The following is a 17,518-nucleotide window of genomic DNA, read 5'->3' as shown; positions in this document are numbered from 1 at the left end:
TGGGTGCGAACCCTTCTCAACTCTATTTGGCCTGCCCGCCTGGGCTGCGCCAGTATCGAATGGCAACAGGGGATCGCCGGGACCGGGCCGCCTTCGCCCCGGACTTCCGGCCCCCACGGGCCAATGGAAACGTCATGGACAACGACACGACCTATCTGTGCACCGCCGACGAGACCTCCATCACCATCCGCGGCAAGGATCTGGTGAGCGAACTGGTCGGCCACCTGACTTATACCGAAATGGTGTTCTTCCTGCTGCGCGGACGCGTGCCGACACCGGCCGAGACCCGGGTGCTGGACGCCTGCCTGGTGGTGCTGATGGAGCATGGCCTCACCCTGAACACCCTGACCGCCCGTTTCGTTGCCAGCGCCGTGCCGGACCAGATGCAGGTGGCGATGGGCGCCAGCCTGATGACCATCGGCGACACCTTCATGGGCACCATGGAAGGCTGCGCGCGGATTCTTCAGACGGGTGTGCGCGAAGGCGGTGATGCGCGCGCTTATTGCGCCGGGGTTGTCGCGAAGTTCCGTGGCGAGAAGAAGGCCGTGCCGGGCTTCGGCCACCGCTTCCACAAGCCGGACGATCCGCGCTCCCCCCGGCTCTTCGCGATCGCCGAGGAAGCGGGCGCGGCCGGGCCCCACATCGCCATGCTCCGCATCCTGGCCGAGGAGGTGGACCGCGCCGCCGGGCGGCACCTGACGATCAACGCGACCGGGGCGATCGGGGCGCTGTTCTCCGATATCGGCTTCGGGCCAGAGGTGATGCGGGGGCTCGCGGTGGTGTCGCGCAGCGGCGGGCTGGTCGCGCACATCGCCGAGGAACGGCAGAGCGGATCGGCGCGGCTGATCGAGAAGCTCGCCAAGCAGGCCGTGCAATACCGGGATCCGCCAGCGGGCTGAGGGCGAGGCGGCTGCCTTTACCCCTCCAGGCAACAGAAAGGGGCGGCCCGTTCCCGGAACCGCCCCTTCCGAAGCCCTTGTCCGGCCTATTGCTGCAGCGGCAGGACCACGTTGGTCACTTCGCACAGGTTCACGCCGCGGCGTTCCTGCGACTGGCCGTTCTGGTAGACGAAGCGCATGTCGTACATGCAGTCCCCTTCCGGCAGGCGGATCGCATAGACCGCGCCCGGGGCGACGGTGTCGTTGCCCAGCCGGTCGGGCCCCCAGTTCTGGTCGGTGGCCAGCGAGGCATAGACCTCCATCACCGGCTGCTGCCCCTGGTTCACCAGGTTGAAGGACGGGTTGCCCTGCTGGCCCTGGCCCGGGCGGGCCTGCGGCTGCTGCGGCGCCTGCTGCTGCGGCGGCCCACCCTGCTGCTGGCCGCGGCCGTCGAAGGCGAGCTCGGTCAGGTTGCACAGGTTGATGTTGCGGCGTTCCTCGGCCGGGCCGCCCTGGCGGTCATAGACGACGCGGACGTCGTAGATGCATTCGCCCTGCGGCAGGCGGATGACGAAGCTGCGCCCCGCCGGGATCACATTCTGGCCGAGCCGGTCGGCCCCCCAGTTGCTGTCCGAGGAGGGGGAGGCATAGGCCTCGTAGATCACCCGGCTGCTACGGTTGACCAGGTTGAAGGACGGGTCACCCGTCTGGGCCATGGCGGCGGGGGCCAGGCCGGTGGCAGCGGCGAGGGCTGCGGCGGCTATGGCCAGGCGTCGAAACAGCATGCAGGCTCTCCTTCCCGACGGGGGCCGGGCACGGCGCCCGTTCATTTCGTCGGAAGGCTAGCCGAGCAGGCCGGCACCGCCAACCGCGCCGGATCACACCGTGCGAAGCGCTTCAGCCGTAGCGGGTCAGCGCGCGTTCCAGCGAGGCAAAGGCGTTGCCGAGGGCGGCGGTCATCGCGGATGCCGCCTGTTCGGCGGTGGGCGGCGCGGTGCCGCCGGGCAGCGGCGCCGTGCCTTCCGAGACGAGCTGCCCGACCAGCCGGCTGCCGTTGCGCTCGTCGATCAGCAGCAGGGTCAGCTCGGCACGGGCGATTCCCTGGCCCTGATCGGCGATCAGCGTGGTCAGCTCGCCTTCCATGATGAAGTCCGGGTTCAGCCGGCTTCCGGGCGCGAGGATGGCCGAGAAGAGCCGCGAATCGATCAGCCAGCGGCGCAGCGCCTGCTCGGCGCCTTCGGCCGGCAGGGCGGCCCATTCGGCGTAGAAATCGACCTGCACGGTGCCGTCCGGGCGCAGGACGCGCAGGTTGCGCGAATCGAGCCCCGCCCCGGCGCCCAACGTGCGCAGCAGCAGGGTGCGCCGGCCGAGGCGCGCCACGGGTGCCCCGGTCCGCCGGGGCTCCAGCGGGAAGCGCTCGGTCGGGATGTAGGGGCGATCGGGCAGCACCGAACAGGCGGCGAGCGCGGCCGGGGCGATCAGGATCAGGCGGCGTCGTGTCATTCAGCGGCGGTCCCGGGGCGGTGGCGGCGGCTGGCCGAACAGCGATTGCGACGGGCTGCGGCGGAGCTGCTCGGCGGTGTCGCGCAAGGAGGAGACGGTGGCACGCAGGTCGCGCAGCAGCGGGCCGAGATCGGCCTGCGCATCCCCCGTTGTGCCGCGGATGGTGCGCAGCGTGGCTTCCATCGCCTGGATCACGGCGGGCAGGCGGGCCAGCGCGACGCGCAGATCGGCGGCAGCCTGGCCGATATTCTGCGCGGCATTGGCGACTTCGGGGCTCTGCAGCAGGGTCTCGGCCGCCTGTCCCGCGCCGCCGACGCGCGTGGCGGCCCCGCGGATCTCGCGCACCGTTGCGGCGAGTTCCGCGCCCTCGATGGCCTGGCGCAGGGCCGTTATGGTCGCCGCCGCCTCGCGCAGCGTCGTGCCGAGGTCCCCCTGGCTGCCCACTTGGGTGCGCAATTCCTCGAAGAGCTCGGTCGCGGAGGTGAACAGGGCATCGATGTTCACTTCGGACAGGCGCGTCATCAGCCGTTCCGCCGCTGTCGTCACCTGGGTAATCGTGGAGGGCACGGAGGGGACGTAGGGGAAGGCCGGCGTCCAGGGCACCCGGATCGGCGGAAAGCGCGCCGGATCGACGAAATCGGCCTCCAGATAGGAGACGCCGGTGACGCCGGTGCTTGCGATGCGCACGCGCAGGCCGGCCCGCACCGCGTCCTCCACCGGCGTATGGCCATAGCGTTCGGGATCGACGGCGAAGCGGATCACCACGAGCCGGTTGGCGCTGTCATCGAGCCCGCCATCGGAGGCCCCATAAATCACCGTGGCGAGGCCGAGTTCCGTCACCCGTCCGACCGGCACGCCGCGAAAGCGCATGGCCGCGCCGACATCAAGGCCGGCGACGGATTCCCGCACATAGGTTTCGAACACCATCTGCCGCCGGCCGAAGCCGCCGGAAGTGAGGAAGAGGATGAAGCCGATGGCGAGCACGATGCCGGCGACCACCAGCATGCCGACGCGCAGGTAGAGCGAGCGACCGGAGCGGGGCATGGTCAGGCGGCCTCCCGCCGGAAGAAGGCGCGGACGGTGGGTTGCGTGCTTTCCGCCTTCAGGCGGCGCGGGTCGCCCTCGGCGATCATGCCCTGAGCGTCCTTGTCCAGCATGATGCAGCGGTCCCCGATGGCGAGGATCGATTGCAGTTCATGCGTCACCACCACGAAGGTGGTGCCGGTGTCGCGCGCGATGTCCTTGATCAGCTTGTCGAGCCCCGCCGAGGTGATGGGATCGAGCCCGGCCGAGGGCTCGTCCAGGAACAGCAATGGCGGGTCCAGCGCCATGGCCCGCGCGATGCCCGCGCGCTTGGCCATGCCGCCGGAGATCTCCGCCGGCAGCCGCCCCGCGGCATCGCCGAGGCCGACCAGGCCGAGCTTCGACCGCGCGACGGCCTCCCGCGCGGCGCGGGGCAGGTCGGTATGCTCCTCGAGCGGCAGTTCGATGTTCTCCGCCAGGGTCATGCTCCCGAACAGGGCGCCGGACTGCCACATCACGCCGATGCGGCGCAACAGCGCGCGGCGGGCGGCGTCGTCCTCGGCGGCCAGTTCCTCGCCCAGCAGCCAGGCATGGCCGGCGGCGAGCGGGACGAGGCCGATCAGGGCCTTGAGCAGGGTGGACTTGCCGCAGCCGGACCCGCCGAGGATGACGAAGATCTCCCCGCGGCGGACGTCGAAGGTGACGTCCTTGAAGATGGTGCGGCTGCCGAAGCGCACGGCCAGGCCCTCGGCGCGGATGACGGGTTCCTCGGCCATGGTCAGATGCCCAGCCGGAAGAACAGCACGGCGAAGACGCCATCCATGGCGACGATGGCGACGATGCCGCCCACCACCGCCGCGGTCGCCGCATCGCCCACCGCGCGCGGCCCGCGCCCGGCCGACAGGCCCGCGCGGCAGCCGATGCCCGCGATCACCAGCCCGAAGCAGGCCGCCTTGAACAGGCCGCCGAACAGGTCCTGCAGCGACAGCCATTGCTGCAGCTGGTTCTGGACCGAGGCCCAGGGGTAGCCGAGCGTGCCCATGATCAGCGTCATGCCCGCAAGGCCCGCGACGTTCATCAGCAGGGCGAGCACCGGCATGGCAAGGGTCGCGGCGACGAGGCGCGGCAGCACCAGCATGGCGGTGGCATCCACCCCCATGATCTTCAGCGCGTCCACTTCCTCGTTCACCGTCATGGTGCCGAGTTCGGCCGCGAAGGCCGACCCCGTGCGCCCGGCGAGCACCACCCCGGCGAGCAGCGGCCCCAATTCGCGCAGCAAGGAGATGCCGACCAGGTTGGGCACGAAGACCTCGGCCCCGAAGCGGCGCAGCGGGATGGAGGACTGGTAGGCGAGGATGACGCCGATCAGGAAGCCCAGCAGCAGCGTCAGCGGGAAGGCTCGCGTGCCGACCTCGTCGAGATGACGCAGCACCTCGGACCAGCGCAACAGACGGGGCCTGGTGAGGACGCGCAGCGTCGTCACCACCGCCTCGCCCATGAAGGCGATGCCGGCGACGGCCGTGCGTGCGCGTTCCACCGTGGCGTGGCCGATGGCGGTGATGGGCCGCCAGCGCGTCGGGGCGCTGACGGGCGGTGCGGTGCCGAGCGCGCGGCGCGTCCGTTCCAGCACGGCGGCGGCCTGTTCGGTCGCGCCCCGGAACTCGGCATCCGGTGCCGCGGTCAGCAGCAGCACCGCCCCGGCGGAATCGATGCCCTTGAGGCCGGACAGCTCCAATGCCGCGAAAGGCGCGCCGGCGGCGGCCTTCATCGCCTCCGGCCACAGCCGGGCGGCCGCCTCGGTGTCGATGCGGCCGGAAGCGCGCAGCACGCGGCGGCCGCCTTCCTCCTGCGCCTCGATCTGCGCCGCTGCTTCGTCGGGGCTCGGGTCCATCGTACCGATTGGACAGATACCATGACGGACCGCAAGAGCCTCCTGTCACATTGTCACAGGATTGACCCCGGCGTCAGGGTGCGCTGAGCGCGTGGATCAGCACCGCGGCGGCGACGGAGACGTTCAGGCTCTCCACCGGCCCGGCCGCCGGCAGGGTCACCCGCGCGGCGCAGGCGGCAATACTGGGCTGGGCGAGGCCCGCTTCCTCATTGCCCAGGACCAGGGCGATCGGCTTGCCCCGGGGGATCGAGATGGGCGGTATGCCGCCGCGCGGCACGGCGGCGAGGGTGAGGACGCGCGGTGCCAGGGCACGCAGTCGGCCCGGGAGGTCGTCGGCGCGGAAGACATCGAGGGCTTCGAGCCCGCCTTCCGACGTGCGGAAGGCGGCGTCCGACAGGCCGGCCTGGCGCGGGTCGCCCGACAGCACCAGGGCACGGCAGCCAAAAAAGGCGGCCGAGCGCGCGATGGCACCGAGATTGTGGGGATTGCCAATCCCGTCCAGCACCGGCGTCACCCGCGAACCGGCGATCGCCTCGGGCAGGTGCAGCAGGTCGAGGGCCGGGATCGGCCGCGGCAGGGCGAAGGCAACGAGCCCATGATGGTGCTGCGTGCCGGCGATGCGGGCGAGCTCGGCGGCCGGGACCTCGCGATAGGGGCGGCGCAGCCGGGCGAGCACGGCGCAATGCGGCCCGGCCTCGCGCCGGCGCTCGGCAGTGTGGAACAGGCGCATCACGTCCTGCGGCCGGCGTGCGAAGAGCGCAGCGACGGCCGCCGGCCCGCAATGCCGGTCGAGATCGGGGCGGGCGGTCGTCACGCCGCGGCGAGGGCGCGCAGGCGCTGGTGGAGCGCGTCGGGGATGTCGATGCCTTCGGCGGCGGCACGGGCGGCGAGGGCATCGCGGCGGCTGCCGGGCAGGCGCACCCCGTCCTCGGCGGCCATGGCGGCGACGAAGGTCTCGATGCGGGCGGCGAAGGCGTTGGCGCCGGCGAGCGCGCCGGGATCGACGACGAGCAGCGCATGGCCGAGGCGCGGGCGGTTGCCCTCGTCGGTGAAGAAGCTGTCGGCCTCGAAGCCGAAGGCGGCACCGGTCAGGGCGCAGCAGAGCAACTCGACGACCATGGCGAGCAGCGCGCCCTTGGCGCCGCCCATCGCCAGCATCGCCCCGGACAGCGCGGCCTGCGCATCGGTGGTGGGGCGGCCTTCGGCATCCAGCGCCCAGCCTTCCGGGATGGGGCGGCCTTCCTTGGCGGCGACCATGATCTTGCCGCGCGCGACCTCGGACAGTGCCATGTCGATGACGAGCGGCGCGGCGTCGCGGCGCGGGAAGGCGGCGGCGACGGGGTTGGTGCCCATCAGCGGCCGGCGTCCGCCGGGCACCGGCATGGCCGCGGGCGAATTGGTGAAGGCGAGGGCAACGAGCCCCTGCGCGGCGAGCCGCGCGACGGGCAGCCCCATGGCGCCGGAATGGTGCGAATTGGTGATGCCGGCGATGGCGATGCCATGCGCGCGGGCGCGCCAGGCGGCTTCGGATTCTGCCAGCGCGAGCGCGGGATAGGCGAGGCCATGCCGCGCATCGATCAGCACTGCGCCGCCGCGTTCGTTGACGATGTGTGGGATGGCGGTGCCGTCGGCGCGGCCATTGCGCAGGAAGGCCGCGTATTGCGCAACGCGCGACAGGCCGTGGCCGACCTGGCCCGCGGCCTCCGCGGCGAGCAGGGCCCGTGCCGTGGTCTCGGCCATGGCCGCGCCGGCGCCGGCCTGGCGCAGCGCTGCGCGGACCAGATGCTCCGCTTCTTCCAACGACAGACGTGTCACGTTCTGCGCCGCCTTGTCCGCATATGCTGATGTAGCGGATGCCGTGCCTTGGATGCGATGGCAAGGGGGCAGGCGATCGGGTGGAGCGCGCGCTCCACCCGGACCGAACGATATCAGGCGCTTTCGTAGAGCCTGGTCAGGCTGAATTCCCGGTGACCGAGAATCTCGGCCGCGGTGTGCTGCCCATCCGCGGTGCGGATCATGCAATCGAGCAACGCCTCGCCGGCTTCGTCCATCGTCATGCGCCGCTGCAGCAGGCCGGTGACGTCGACGTCGATGTGCTCGGACATGGTGCGTTGGGTGCGCGGATTCGCGGTCAGCTTGATGACCGGCAGGATCGGGTTGCCGATGACGTTGCCCTGGCCGGTTGGAAATGTATGCACCGCAAAGCCGGAGGCGGCGCAGAGCGTGACCATCTCCGCCGCCGCGGAGGATGAGTCCATGAACCACAATCCCGGATGGGTGGGTTCCTCGGCCTTGTCCAGCACACCGTCGACCGTGCACTTCTTGCCGATCTTGGTGATGTTGCCGAGCGCCTTCTCTTCGATGGTGGTCAGGCCGCCCTCGATGTTGCCCTTGGTCGGCTGGCTTTCCGTCAGGTCGTTGGTCTTGTTCGCATCGACCACCCGCTGGTAGCGGTCGAACATCGCCTGGAACTGGTCGGCGATCTCCGGCGTGCGGCAGCGCGCCTTGACCAAGTGCTCGCCGCCGGTGAGCTCCGTCGTCTCGCCGAAGACCAGCGTGTTGCCGTTCTCCCACAGCTTGTCGAATGAATCGCCGACGGTGGGGCAGGAACCGAGGCCGGAGGTGGTGTCGCTCTCGCCGCATTTGGTCGAGACCCAGAGGTCCTGGAGCGGCGCCTTGGTCTTCTTCAGCGATGTCGCATGCTTCACCATGCGATAGGCGGCGCGCGAAGCGTTCGCGATGGTCGCGATGTCGCCATTCTGCTCGATGGCGAAGAACTCTACCGGCTTGCCGGTCTTGGCGATGCCCTCGGCGACCTTGCCGGCCCAGCCGAGCTCGATGCCGATGACGACGACCGCAGCGACGTTCGGATTGCAGCCCGTGCCGATGATGGTGCGGAAATGCAGGTCGAGATCCGCGCCGAATTGCAGGCGCCCATAGGCGTGCGGGATGGCGATGCAGCCCTGGATGTTGCGCGCGACGCCCTCGGCCGCGGCGTTGGAGATGTCATCGACGGGGAGGATCAGGACGTGGTTGCGCACGCCCATGCGGCCATTCTCGCGGCGCCAGCCGTCGAAGGTGGCGGTCTTGAGGTTCATGCCCATGGGATCACCACCGCTTCGTCTTGACGTTGTGGACGTGCAGGTGCTCGCCCGCGCCGATGGCGGCGACGGCGCGCCCGATATCGACGCCGTACTTGATGATGGTGTCGCCCTTGGCGATGTCCTTGATGGCGACCTTGTGGCCGATCGGTATGTCGGACCTGGCCGGGAATTCGATCATCCGATCCTGGTCCATGATCCAGCCATTGAGAGTCTGGCCGGACTTGATCCCCTCGACGACCACGACGCCGACGGAATCGCCTTCGTCATGGACGCAGAAATGCACGGTCATCGTGCTCCCTCCCGCTTGTCGTTGCGATGACGCTAGGGCGGGGCGGGTGGTCGGTCAACGCATCAGGTGATCAACCGATCGGACGTTCATCCGCGATGACCTTTCCGTCCTTCGGCAGGCTGCCCGGCGGGACGACTTCCACCGCGCCGCGCAGCCGCGTGACGGCGAGCAGCGAAGCGGCGAGCGCATCGGCGATGTCCTGCGACGCTGCCTCCGCGCGCAGCGTCATCGCGTCCTGCTCGCCGACGCGGGTCACCACCAGGCGCAGCCGGCCGAGTTCCGGGTGGCGCTTCGCGATCTCGGCTACCTGTTCCGGCCGCACGAACATGCCCTTCACCTTCGCGGTCTGGTCGGCGCGGCCGCGCCAGCCGACGATGCGCGTATTGGTTCGGCCGCAGGGCGAGGCCCCCGGCATGACGGCAGACAGATCACCCAGGGCGAGCCGCAGCAGCGGGTGATCCTCATCGAGCACGGTGACAACCACCTCGCCGATCTCGCCTTCGGGCACCGGGTCGCCGGTGCCGGGGCGGACGATCTCGACGATCACCTCCTCGGCGACGGTCAGCCCCTCGCGTGCCGGCGTCTCATAGGCGACGCAGCCGAGATCGGCAGTGCCGTACATCTGGAAGGCATCGATGCCGCGCGCGGCGAATTCCGCCTGGAGCGAGGGCGGGAAGGCCGCGCCCGAGACCAGCGCCCGGCGGATCGAGGAGGCATCCCGCCCCGCCGCTGCGGCGCCGTCGAGCAGGATCTTCAGGAAATCCGGCGTGCCGACATAGCCGACCGGGCGGAAGGCGCCGATCAGCTCGATCTGTGTCTCGGAATTGCCCGGCCCGGCCGGGACCACGGCGCAGCCGAGCGCCTGGAGGCCGAGATCCATCATCCAGCCGCCCGGGGTGAGGTGATAGGAGAAGGTGTTCAGCGCGATGTCCCCGGCCCGGAAGCCGGCGGCGAAGAAGGCGCGCGCCATGTGCCAGGGGTCGACCGCCCGGGCCTCGCCCTCGAAGATCGGCCCCGGCGAGGTGAAGAGCCGCGCGAAGGACCCTGGCGCCGTCGCGACATGCCCGCCGAAGGGCGGATCGGCCTTCTGCGCCGCGGGCAGGTCAGACTTGCGCAGTACGGGGATACGGGCCAGGGCTGCTCGGTCCGTGACCAGCGCCGGATCGATCCCCGCCAGGCGCGTCGCCCCCGCCGGGGCGCGGGCCGCGGCGGCGATCACGGCCGGCAGCCGGGCGGCCAGCTCGGCCGCGCGCGCATCGGCGCTGCGCGTCTCCCGCGGGTCAAAATGTTCTCCGATCATGTTTCCTCCTGGCAGGCCCTTCTCCGGGTGCCGCCTTCGTGGCACATCCTTTGCCCCCACTTGGCCTGGAGGAAGTGATGGCCGGCGTCTTCTGGTATGATGGCACATGGATGACCGAGGAACCGAAGATCCTCGGCCCGATGGATCACGCGTTCTGGCTCGGTTCGGTCATTTTCGACGGCGCGCGGGCGATCAAGGGCTGGGCGCCCGACCTCGACCGCCATTGCGCGCGGGTCGTCGCCTCCGCCCATGCGATGCTGATGAAGCCGACCAAGACCGCGGCCGAGATCGAGGCGCTGTGCCGCGAAGGCATCCGCCGCATGGGGCCGGAGGCCGAGCTTTACGTCCGGCCGATGTTCTTCATCCGCAAGGGCCTGGGCGCGGCGCGGCCGGACCCGGACAGCACCGACTTCATCCTGTCGATCTATGACAGCCCGCTGCCGAAATGGGCCGGCTTCTCCGCCGTGATGGCGCCCTTCCGTCGTCCGACGCCGGAGATGGCGCCGACCGACGCCAAGGCGGCGTGCCTCTATCCGAATGGGGCGCGCGCCTCTTCCTTTGCGGCGACGCAGGGCGCGGACAACGCCGTGATGTGCGACGCGATGGGGCATGTGGCTGAATTCGCCTCCGCCAACATCTGGTTCGCCAAGGACGGCAAGGTCATCACGCCCGCGGTGAACCACACCTTCCTCAATGGCATCACCCGCCAGCGCGTCATCGCGCTGTTCAAGGACGCCGGCGTGGCGGTCGAGGAACGCACCGTGAAGGCGCCGGAACTCGATACGGCGGATGAGATTTTCTCCACCGGCAACTATGCCAAGGTGCAGCCCTGCACGCGCTACAATGGGCGCGACATGCAGATCGGCCGTTTCGCGACGCAGGCGCGCGACATGTACTGGCGTTGGATGGAAGGTCAGACGAAGGTCGCCTGACGCTCTGCCAGGGAGGGGCGGCGTTCGCACCTCTCCGGACCCTGCTCCACCGATCGGGTCTGCGGAGGCGGGCGCGCCTCCGCGAAGTGGATGCCGAATGATGGGCGCGGCGATTCAGCCGCATTCAGGCGGCCTACTCTTGCCTGCACCCTGAGCATCCTGCACGCAGCCCTGCTCATCGGGCGGTCGCTTGTGTTGCTGCGCCGCATTCTGTCCCGACACGCCGGATTGTGCTGTGCTGGCTTCGGGATTTTGCTCTGCTCCGCATCGCGCGCCTCTGCCGCGATAACGGAGAGCTCCCATGCCCGCTCCACGCAGGATCCGCCTCGGCGTCTCCATGATCGGCATGGGGTATCACCTGGCGGCCTGGCGCCATCCGGAGTCCTCGGCCGGCGGCAACATGGAACTGCAGCACGCGGTGCGCGTGACGCAGGCGGCCGAACGCGGCCTGCTCGACATGGCGTTCCTGGCGGATGGCGTCGGCATCCGCTTCAACGACGTGCCGAAGGGCGCGCTGTCGCACACCTGCAAGAATGTGCAGTTCGAGCCGCTGACGCTGCTCTCGGCGCTGGCGATGGTGACGAACCATGTCGGCCTCGTCGCCACTGCGTCGACCACCTACAACGAGCCCTACCACATCGCGCGGAAATTCGCCTCGCTGGACCATATCAGCGGCGGACGCGCGGGCTGGAACGTGGTGACCAGCGCCACCGACATGGAGGCGCAGAATTTCGGCCTGGTCGGCGCGCCCCCCAAGACCGGCCGCTACGACCGCGCCGCCGAATTCGTCGAGGTGGTGAAGGGGCTGTGGAATTCCTGGGAGGACGACGCCTTCGTCCGGGACAAGGCCCAGGGCATCAACTACGACCCCGACAAGCTGCACATCCTGGACCATGAGGGCGCGCATTTCCGCGTCATGGGCCCGCTCAACGTGGCGCGCACGCCGCAGGGGCGGCCGATCATCGTGCAGGCCGGCGCCTCGGATCAGGGGCGGGAGCTCGCCGCCGCGACGGCGGACGTGATATACGCGGCGTCGCAGACCCTGGAAGACGCGCGCGCCTATTACGACGACGTGAAGCGTCGCATGGCGGCCTATGGCCGCGAGCCGGACCAGCTCAAGATCATGCCCGGCATCATGGCCGTGCCCGGCGCGACCCGGCAGGAAGCGCAGGACAAGTACGAGGTGCTGCAGCAACGCGTCGAACCCATCGTCGGCCTGGCCGCGCTGGCGAATTACCTCGGCGACCTGTCGGCCTACGACCTGGACGGCCCGCTGCCGGAACCCGATCCGGCGGACCGGCGCGACCACAGCCGCGGGCAGATCTTCCTCGACATCGCGCGGCGGGGGAATCTCTCGATCCGCCAGCTCTACCTCTCCATCGCGGGCGGCAACGGGCATCGCCTGGTGATCGGCACGCCGTCCGACATCGTCGACGCGATGCAGGATTGGTTCGAGGGCGGCGGCGCCGATGGCTTCAACCTGCTCCCCACCTGGCTGCCCGGCGGGCTCGAGGACGTGGTCGAGACGGTGATCCCCGAGATGCAGCGCCGCGGCCTGTACCGCACCGCCTATGAGGGGAAGACCCTGCGCGAGAATCTCGGCCTTGCCTGGCCCGAGCATCCGGCCACGGCGGCGAAACGCGCCGCGATCGCCGATGCGGTCGGCCACGCCGCGGAATGAAAGACCGGAGAACCCCCATGATTCGATCCATCCGCGCCATGGCGCTGCTGCTGGGCGCGCTGGCGGCCGCGCCGGCGGGCGCGCAGACGCTGCGCATCGGCATGAAGGCCGCGGTGGACGGGTCGGACCCGCACCAGTCCTACAGCCCCAACCGCAACGTGCAGATGCAGGTCTATGAGTCGCTGACCTTCCAGAATTCCTTCCTGCAGCCGGAGCCGGGTCTCGCGGAATCCTGGCGCGTGGTCGACGACAACACCTGGGAATTCAAGCTGCGGCCGAATGTGCGCTTCCACGACGGATCGCCCCTGACCGTCGAGGACATCGCCTTCTCGATCGAGCGCGCGCGCAACGCGACGGGCCTGCGCACCTATGGCCCCGCGGTGCGCGCGGTGACCGGCGTCGAAAAGGTGAACGATACGACGCTGCTGATCCGCACCAGCGGCCCGACGCCGCTGCTGCCCGCCTACCTCACCTCGATCATGATCGTGCGCGCGGCCCTCGCCGAGGGCGCGACGGAGGAAGACTTCAACGGCGGCCGCGCCGCGGTCGGCACCGGCCCCTATCGCTGGGTGCGCTTCAACCAGGGCGCCGACGTCACGCTGGAACGCGCGCCCAACTACTGGGGCACGCCGGAGCCGTGGGAGCGCGTGGTCTATCGCTTCATCCCGGTGGACAGCGCCCGCATCGCCGCCCTGCTGGCCGCCGATGTGGATGTCGTGGATGCGGTGCCGCCCGGGCTCTATGCGCGGGTGCGGTCGGATGCGCGCTCGCGCCTGGTCACCGACACCGCGGCCTTCAACAACTACGCCTATATCGATAGCGGGCGGGAGGTCTCGACCTTCGTCACCGGCCCGGATGGGCAGCCGCTGAACCCGAACCCGCTGCGCGACGTGCGGGTGCGCCAGGCGCTGTCCATGGCGCTGAATCGCGCCGCACTCTCCGAACGCGCGATGGAAGGCGGCGCCGTGCCGTCCAACCAGATCGCCCCGCCGGGCTTCAACGGGCATGACCCGTCCCTGCCGCCGCTCGCCTACGATCCGGCCCGCGCCCGCGCACTGCTGGCCGAGGCCGGCTATCCGCAGGGCTTCGGGCTGACAATCCACTGCACCTCCAACCGCTTCGCCGGCGATGCGCGGGTGTGCCAGGCGGTGGGTCAGATGCTGACCGCGATCGGCATCCGCACGGAGGTCGAGGCCATCCCGACCGCCATCTTCTTCCGCCGCGGTGCCTTCGGTGGACCGAACCGGACGCCGGAATTCTCCGTCTCCCTGTCCATGTTCGCGACCACCACGGGCATGGCGACTGAGGGCATGACCTCGATCATCCGCACCTACGATCCGCAGCGCGCCCACGGCGCCTCGAACCGCGGCCGGTATTCGGACAGCGTGCTCGATGGGCTGCTGACCCAGGCGGAGACACAGCTCGATGACGCGCAGCGCCAGGCGACGACCTTCGCCGCGGTGCGCCGGGCCATGGACCAGATGGCCATCATCCCGATCTTCTTCGTGCAATCCGCCTGGGGCATGTCGCGCAACATCACCCTTGTGCCCCGCGGCGATCAGTACACCATGGCGACCGGCATCCGCCGCACGCCGTAAGAGGGGTCCATGACTAAGAAGCAGCTCAAGCTCGGCGCCTTCCTCAGCACGCCGGGCAATCACCTCTCCGGCTGGCGTCACCCCGACGCCGCCGTGGACACAGACATGGACTTCGCCTGGTACATGCGCCTGGCGCAGATGGCCGAGAAGCACCTCTACGACACCATCTTCTTCCAGGACACGGTGGCGGTCGGCGGGTCGGACGCGCTGAAGGCGGGCGACATGACGCGCACGCGGCTGTGCCGCACCGTCAAGCTCGAACCCACCGCCTGCCTCGCCGCCATGGCGATGGGCACCAGCCATATCGGCCTGGTGGCCACGGCGACGACGACCTTCAACGAGCCCTACAACATCGCCCGGCGCTTCGCGACGATCGACCATATCTCGGGCGGGCGTTGCGGCTGGAACCTCGTCACCTCGCAGATCGAGGACGAGGCCGGCAACTTCAACCTCGACACCCATGTCGACCACGCCGCGCGCTACGAGCGCGCCATCGAGTTCTACGAGGTCGTGGCCGGCCTGTGGGATTCCTGGGAGATCGACGCCTTCCTGAAGGACAAGGAAAGCGGCGTCTGGTTCGACTACGACAAGATGCATTTCCTGGATCACCACGGGAAGCACTTCCATGTGCGTGGACCGCTCAACGTCTCCCGCACGCCGCAGGGCCGGCCGGTGGTGGCACAGGCCGGGTCGTCGGAGCCGGGCAAGGAACTCGCCGCCCGCACCGCCGATGTGGTGTTCACGGCGCAGACCGAGCTCGCCGCCGCGCAGGAGTTCTTCGCCGATGTGAAGGGGCGCACGGCAAAGTACGGCCGCACGCCGGACGACGTGAAGATCATGCCCGGCATCACGCCGGTCATCGGCCGCACGATGGAGGAGGCGAAGGAGAAGTACGACCAGCTCCAGTCCCTGCTGCCGGACGACGTGGCGCTCGCCGCGCTGGCGCGCTTCACGCGCGGGGTCGACATCTTCTCCTACCCGCTTGACGGGCCGATGCCCGACCTGCCCGAGGCGAATTCGGCCAAGTCGCGCCAGCAACTCATCATGACCATGGCGAAGAAGCACAACATGACCCTGCGGGAGGTGGCGCGCTCCGTCTCCGCCGCGCAGGGCCATCGCGTGCTGGTCGGCACGCCGGAATACATCGCCGACGAAATGCAGGAATGGCTGGAGAAGGACGCCTGCGACGGCTTCAACGTGATCTGCAACTACTACCCGAAGCCCTTCGAGGATTTCTCGACGCTCGTCATCCCCGAACTGCAGCGCCGCGGCATCTTCCGCACGGCCTATGAAGGCAAGACGCTGCGCGAGAACCTCGGGCTGAAGGTGCCAGAGAACCGCTACACGGCGGCGCGGCAGGCGCAGGCGGCGGAGTAAGGCGGGGAGGGGCTTTGTGCCCCTCCGGACCTTCTTTTCTGCGGCTGCGGCGATCGTAGGGGCTTTGCCCCTCTGAACCACCCCGCCATCGGATGCCCTTGGTGGTTGGCGCCTCTGGACCGCAGTCTATTGGTACCGGGCGCCGCAGGCATTCTGCCCCCGCCAGGCTCGCCCGGTGCCAAGTCCTCGCCGATCCTGCAGCAGCCTGCCATGCCAATTCGCAAAGCGCGGCCTAGCCGGGAAGCACGCCGGCGCCACTGCTGACACTCTGCGCCGGCCCCAAGGTCATGGGCAGAGGAACGGTGCATGTCTTCAGGAACTCCGCCAGCACGGGCAAGGACGCTCGGATCCTTCGCCGCGATTCTGGTCGTGGCCGGCGCTGGCGTCGGCGCATTCGCCTATGCGGCCGGATGGCTGACGCCGGATCGCCTGACCCCGGCGCGGATGCTGGCGGCGCTGGACGGGCCGAAAGGGCCGGCGCTTGGCCATCGCCGCAATCATGCCAAGGGCATCTGCTTCACCGGCATCTTCGCCGCGAGCGGCGAGGGGCGGGAGATCACGCGCGCGAGCGTGCTCGCCAGCGGTCAGTATCCGGTGGTCGGGCGCTTCAATCTTGGCACCACCGAACCGGACTCTCCGGACGCCACGGTCCGGGTGCGCGGCATGGGCTTGCAGATCACGGCACCGGATGGCGCGGTCTGGCGCATGGCAATGATCGACCCGCCCTTCTTTCCTGTCGCTACGCCGCGGGCCTTCTACGACCTCCAGGTCGCCTCCCACAGCACTGAACGGGGCGCGATGCCGGCCTTCATCGCGCAGCATCCGGAATTCCGCGCCTTCGCCGAGTGGGCCGGCAGCGCGCCCTGGACCGGGAGCTATGCGGAAACCGGCTTCAACAGCCTCGACAGCTTCGTGTTCACCGATACGCAGGGCTATGACCACCCCGTGCGCTGGTCGCTGCTGCCGGACGCGACCGTCACGGCGCTGACCCAGGCGCAACTCGCGGCCATGGGCCCTGATCACCTGGAGCAGGAGATTCGTGCGCGCGTGGCCGCCGCGCCGCAGAGCTGGCGCATGGTGGTGACCCTGGCCGATCCCATCGACCAGACGGCCGATCCCAGCAAGGCCTGGCCCGAGGACCGGCGCCGCATGGAGGTCGGCACGCTGATCGTCCAGCGCATCGAGGCCGAACGCGACGGACCCTGCCGCGACATCAACTTCGACCCGACAGTGCTGCCGGACGGGATGAGCGTGTCGGACGATCCGTTCCCGGCCGCACGATCCGCGGCCTATGCGCGATCCTACAACCTGCGCGCTGCGGAGGTCCGCGACTATCCCTATCAACGCGCCGCCGCGACGGAGGCTTCCCGATGACCAGGTCCTTCACCGCCTGGCAGCGCCTGCTGCACTGGGCGATGGCGATTGCAATCCTTGGCATGCTGTTCATCGGCGTGGGCATGGTCTCGACGATAGCGCCGTCCTATCTGCCGCTGATCGCGACGCACCGGACGCTCGGTATCGTCATCCTGGTGTTGGCGGTGGTGCGGCTGGGCTTGCGCTGGCGTTATGGCGCGCCGCCGTTGCCGGTCAGCATGCCGATACCGATGCGCCTCGCGGCGCATCTCTCACCCTATGCGTTCTATGCGCTGATGCTCGGCATGCCGCTGATCGGTTGGGCGATGATGTCGGCCGCCGCCTATCCCATCGTGCTGCTGGGCCATATCCGCCTGCCGCCAATTCTGCCGCAGAGCGATGCGCTGCATACGCTGCTGTGGAAGGCGCATGTCTATCTGGCCTTCGCCTTCTTTGCCCTGGTCGTAATGCACGTGGCGGCCGCGCTGTATCACGCCCTGGTCCGGCGCGACGGCGTCTTCGAGACGATGGCGTCGGTGCGCGCCGATCGCGCGGCGGCGGAGTAGCGGATCGCGCCGGCCCTGCGGCC

The 17,518-nt window shown here is 69.6% G+C and carries 17 protein-coding genes; 7 read left to right on the top strand and 10 right to left on the bottom strand.

Annotated elements, in window-relative coordinates:
- Window positions 1–134 precede the first annotated feature (134 nt).
- Window positions 135–899, top strand: coding sequence for a citryl-CoA lyase (locus tag KPL78_RS21780; RefSeq protein ID WP_219765086.1), 765 nt, complete (start codon window positions 135–137; stop codon window positions 897–899).
- Window positions 900–985: 86 nt separating this feature from the next.
- Here the strand turns inward: KPL78_RS21780 and KPL78_RS21775 are convergent, their stop codons facing one another.
- From KPL78_RS21775 to KPL78_RS21730, 10 genes are all read right to left on the bottom strand, one after another.
- Entirely contained in the window at window positions 986–1,663 is a 678-nt protein-coding gene (locus KPL78_RS21775) for a hypothetical protein (protein WP_219765085.1), read from the bottom strand.
- A gap of 112 nt (window positions 1,664–1,775) precedes the next feature.
- Window positions 1,776–2,381, bottom strand: a complete 606-nt coding sequence (locus KPL78_RS21770) for an ABC-type transport auxiliary lipoprotein family protein (RefSeq protein WP_219765084.1) — start codon at window positions 2,379–2,381, stop codon at window positions 1,776–1,778.
- Entirely contained in the window at window positions 2,382–3,425 is a 1,044-nt protein-coding gene (locus tag KPL78_RS21765) for an MlaD family protein (protein WP_219765083.1), read from the bottom strand.
- Window positions 3,426–3,427: 2 nt separating this feature from the next.
- Window positions 3,428–4,180, bottom strand: a complete 753-nt coding sequence (locus KPL78_RS21760) for an ABC transporter ATP-binding protein (RefSeq protein WP_219765082.1) — start codon at window positions 4,178–4,180, stop codon at window positions 3,428–3,430.
- 2 nt (window positions 4,181–4,182) lie between these two features.
- Entirely contained in the window at window positions 4,183–5,295 is a 1,113-nt protein-coding gene (locus KPL78_RS21755) for an ABC transporter permease (RefSeq protein WP_219765081.1), read from the bottom strand.
- Between the two features lie 73 nt (window positions 5,296–5,368).
- Complete coding sequence (locus tag KPL78_RS30890) at window positions 5,369–6,109, bottom strand: TrmH family RNA methyltransferase (RefSeq protein ID WP_369412817.1); 741 nt, start codon at window positions 6,107–6,109, stop codon at window positions 5,369–5,371.
- Window positions 6,106–7,110, bottom strand: a complete 1,005-nt coding sequence (locus KPL78_RS21745; RefSeq protein ID WP_219765080.1) for an Ldh family oxidoreductase — start codon at window positions 7,108–7,110, stop codon at window positions 6,106–6,108. Before KPL78_RS21745 ends, KPL78_RS30890 begins: the two co-directional genes overlap by 4 nt.
- A 113-nt stretch (window positions 7,111–7,223) precedes the next feature.
- On the bottom strand, window positions 7,224–8,393 hold the full coding sequence (locus tag KPL78_RS21740) for a UxaA family hydrolase (protein ID WP_219765079.1): 1,170 nt from the start codon (window positions 8,391–8,393) through the stop codon (window positions 7,224–7,226).
- Window positions 8,394–8,403: 10 nt separating this feature from the next.
- A complete protein-coding gene (locus tag KPL78_RS21735) occupies window positions 8,404–8,688 on the bottom strand; it encodes a UxaA family hydrolase (protein ID WP_219765078.1) in 285 nt (94 codons plus the stop codon).
- A 70-nt stretch (window positions 8,689–8,758) separates the two neighbouring features.
- On the bottom strand, window positions 8,759–9,988 hold the full coding sequence (locus KPL78_RS21730) for a phenylacetate--CoA ligase family protein (RefSeq protein ID WP_219765077.1): 1,230 nt from the start codon (window positions 9,986–9,988) through the stop codon (window positions 8,759–8,761).
- A gap of 77 nt (window positions 9,989–10,065) precedes the next feature.
- Here KPL78_RS21730 and KPL78_RS21725 point away from each other — a divergent pair, with 77 nt between their 5' ends.
- The 6 genes from KPL78_RS21725 (at window position 10,066) to KPL78_RS21700 (ending at window position 17,495) form a co-directional block, all read left to right on the top strand.
- Window positions 10,066–10,920 carry a branched-chain amino acid aminotransferase gene (locus tag KPL78_RS21725; protein WP_219765076.1) on the top strand — a complete coding sequence of 285 codons (855 nt, stop codon included), beginning with the start codon at window positions 10,066–10,068 and terminating at the stop codon, window positions 10,918–10,920.
- A gap of 301 nt (window positions 10,921–11,221) precedes the next feature.
- The gene (locus KPL78_RS21720; RefSeq protein WP_219765075.1) at window positions 11,222–12,601 is read left to right on the top strand and encodes an LLM class flavin-dependent oxidoreductase; all 1,380 of its coding nucleotides are present in this window, start codon (window positions 11,222–11,224) and stop codon (window positions 12,599–12,601) included.
- Window positions 12,602–12,618: 17 nt separating this feature from the next.
- Entirely contained in the window at window positions 12,619–14,199 is a 1,581-nt protein-coding gene (locus tag KPL78_RS21715; RefSeq protein ID WP_219765074.1) for an ABC transporter substrate-binding protein, read from the top strand.
- A gap of 9 nt (window positions 14,200–14,208) precedes the next feature.
- Window positions 14,209–15,576, top strand: coding sequence for an LLM class flavin-dependent oxidoreductase (locus KPL78_RS21710; RefSeq protein WP_219765073.1), 1,368 nt, complete (start codon window positions 14,209–14,211; stop codon window positions 15,574–15,576).
- 306 nt (window positions 15,577–15,882) lie between these two features.
- A complete protein-coding gene (locus tag KPL78_RS21705) occupies window positions 15,883–16,950 on the top strand; it encodes a catalase family peroxidase (RefSeq protein ID WP_219765072.1) in 1,068 nt (355 codons plus the stop codon).
- Window positions 16,947–17,495 (top strand): cytochrome b, encoded by a 549-nt coding sequence (locus KPL78_RS21700; RefSeq protein WP_219765071.1) that lies wholly within the window; start codon window positions 16,947–16,949, stop codon window positions 17,493–17,495. The genes KPL78_RS21705 and KPL78_RS21700 overlap by 4 nt, the downstream gene beginning before the upstream one ends.
- Window positions 17,496–17,518 lie beyond the last annotated feature (23 nt).

Source organism: Roseomonas alba (genome assembly GCF_019430885.1).
Taxonomy (GTDB): domain Bacteria; phylum Pseudomonadota; class Alphaproteobacteria; order Acetobacterales; family Acetobacteraceae; genus Neoroseomonas; species Neoroseomonas alba.
The sequence above is the reverse complement of the archived record's forward strand: the minus strand, read 5'-3'. Positions and strand labels throughout refer to the sequence as shown.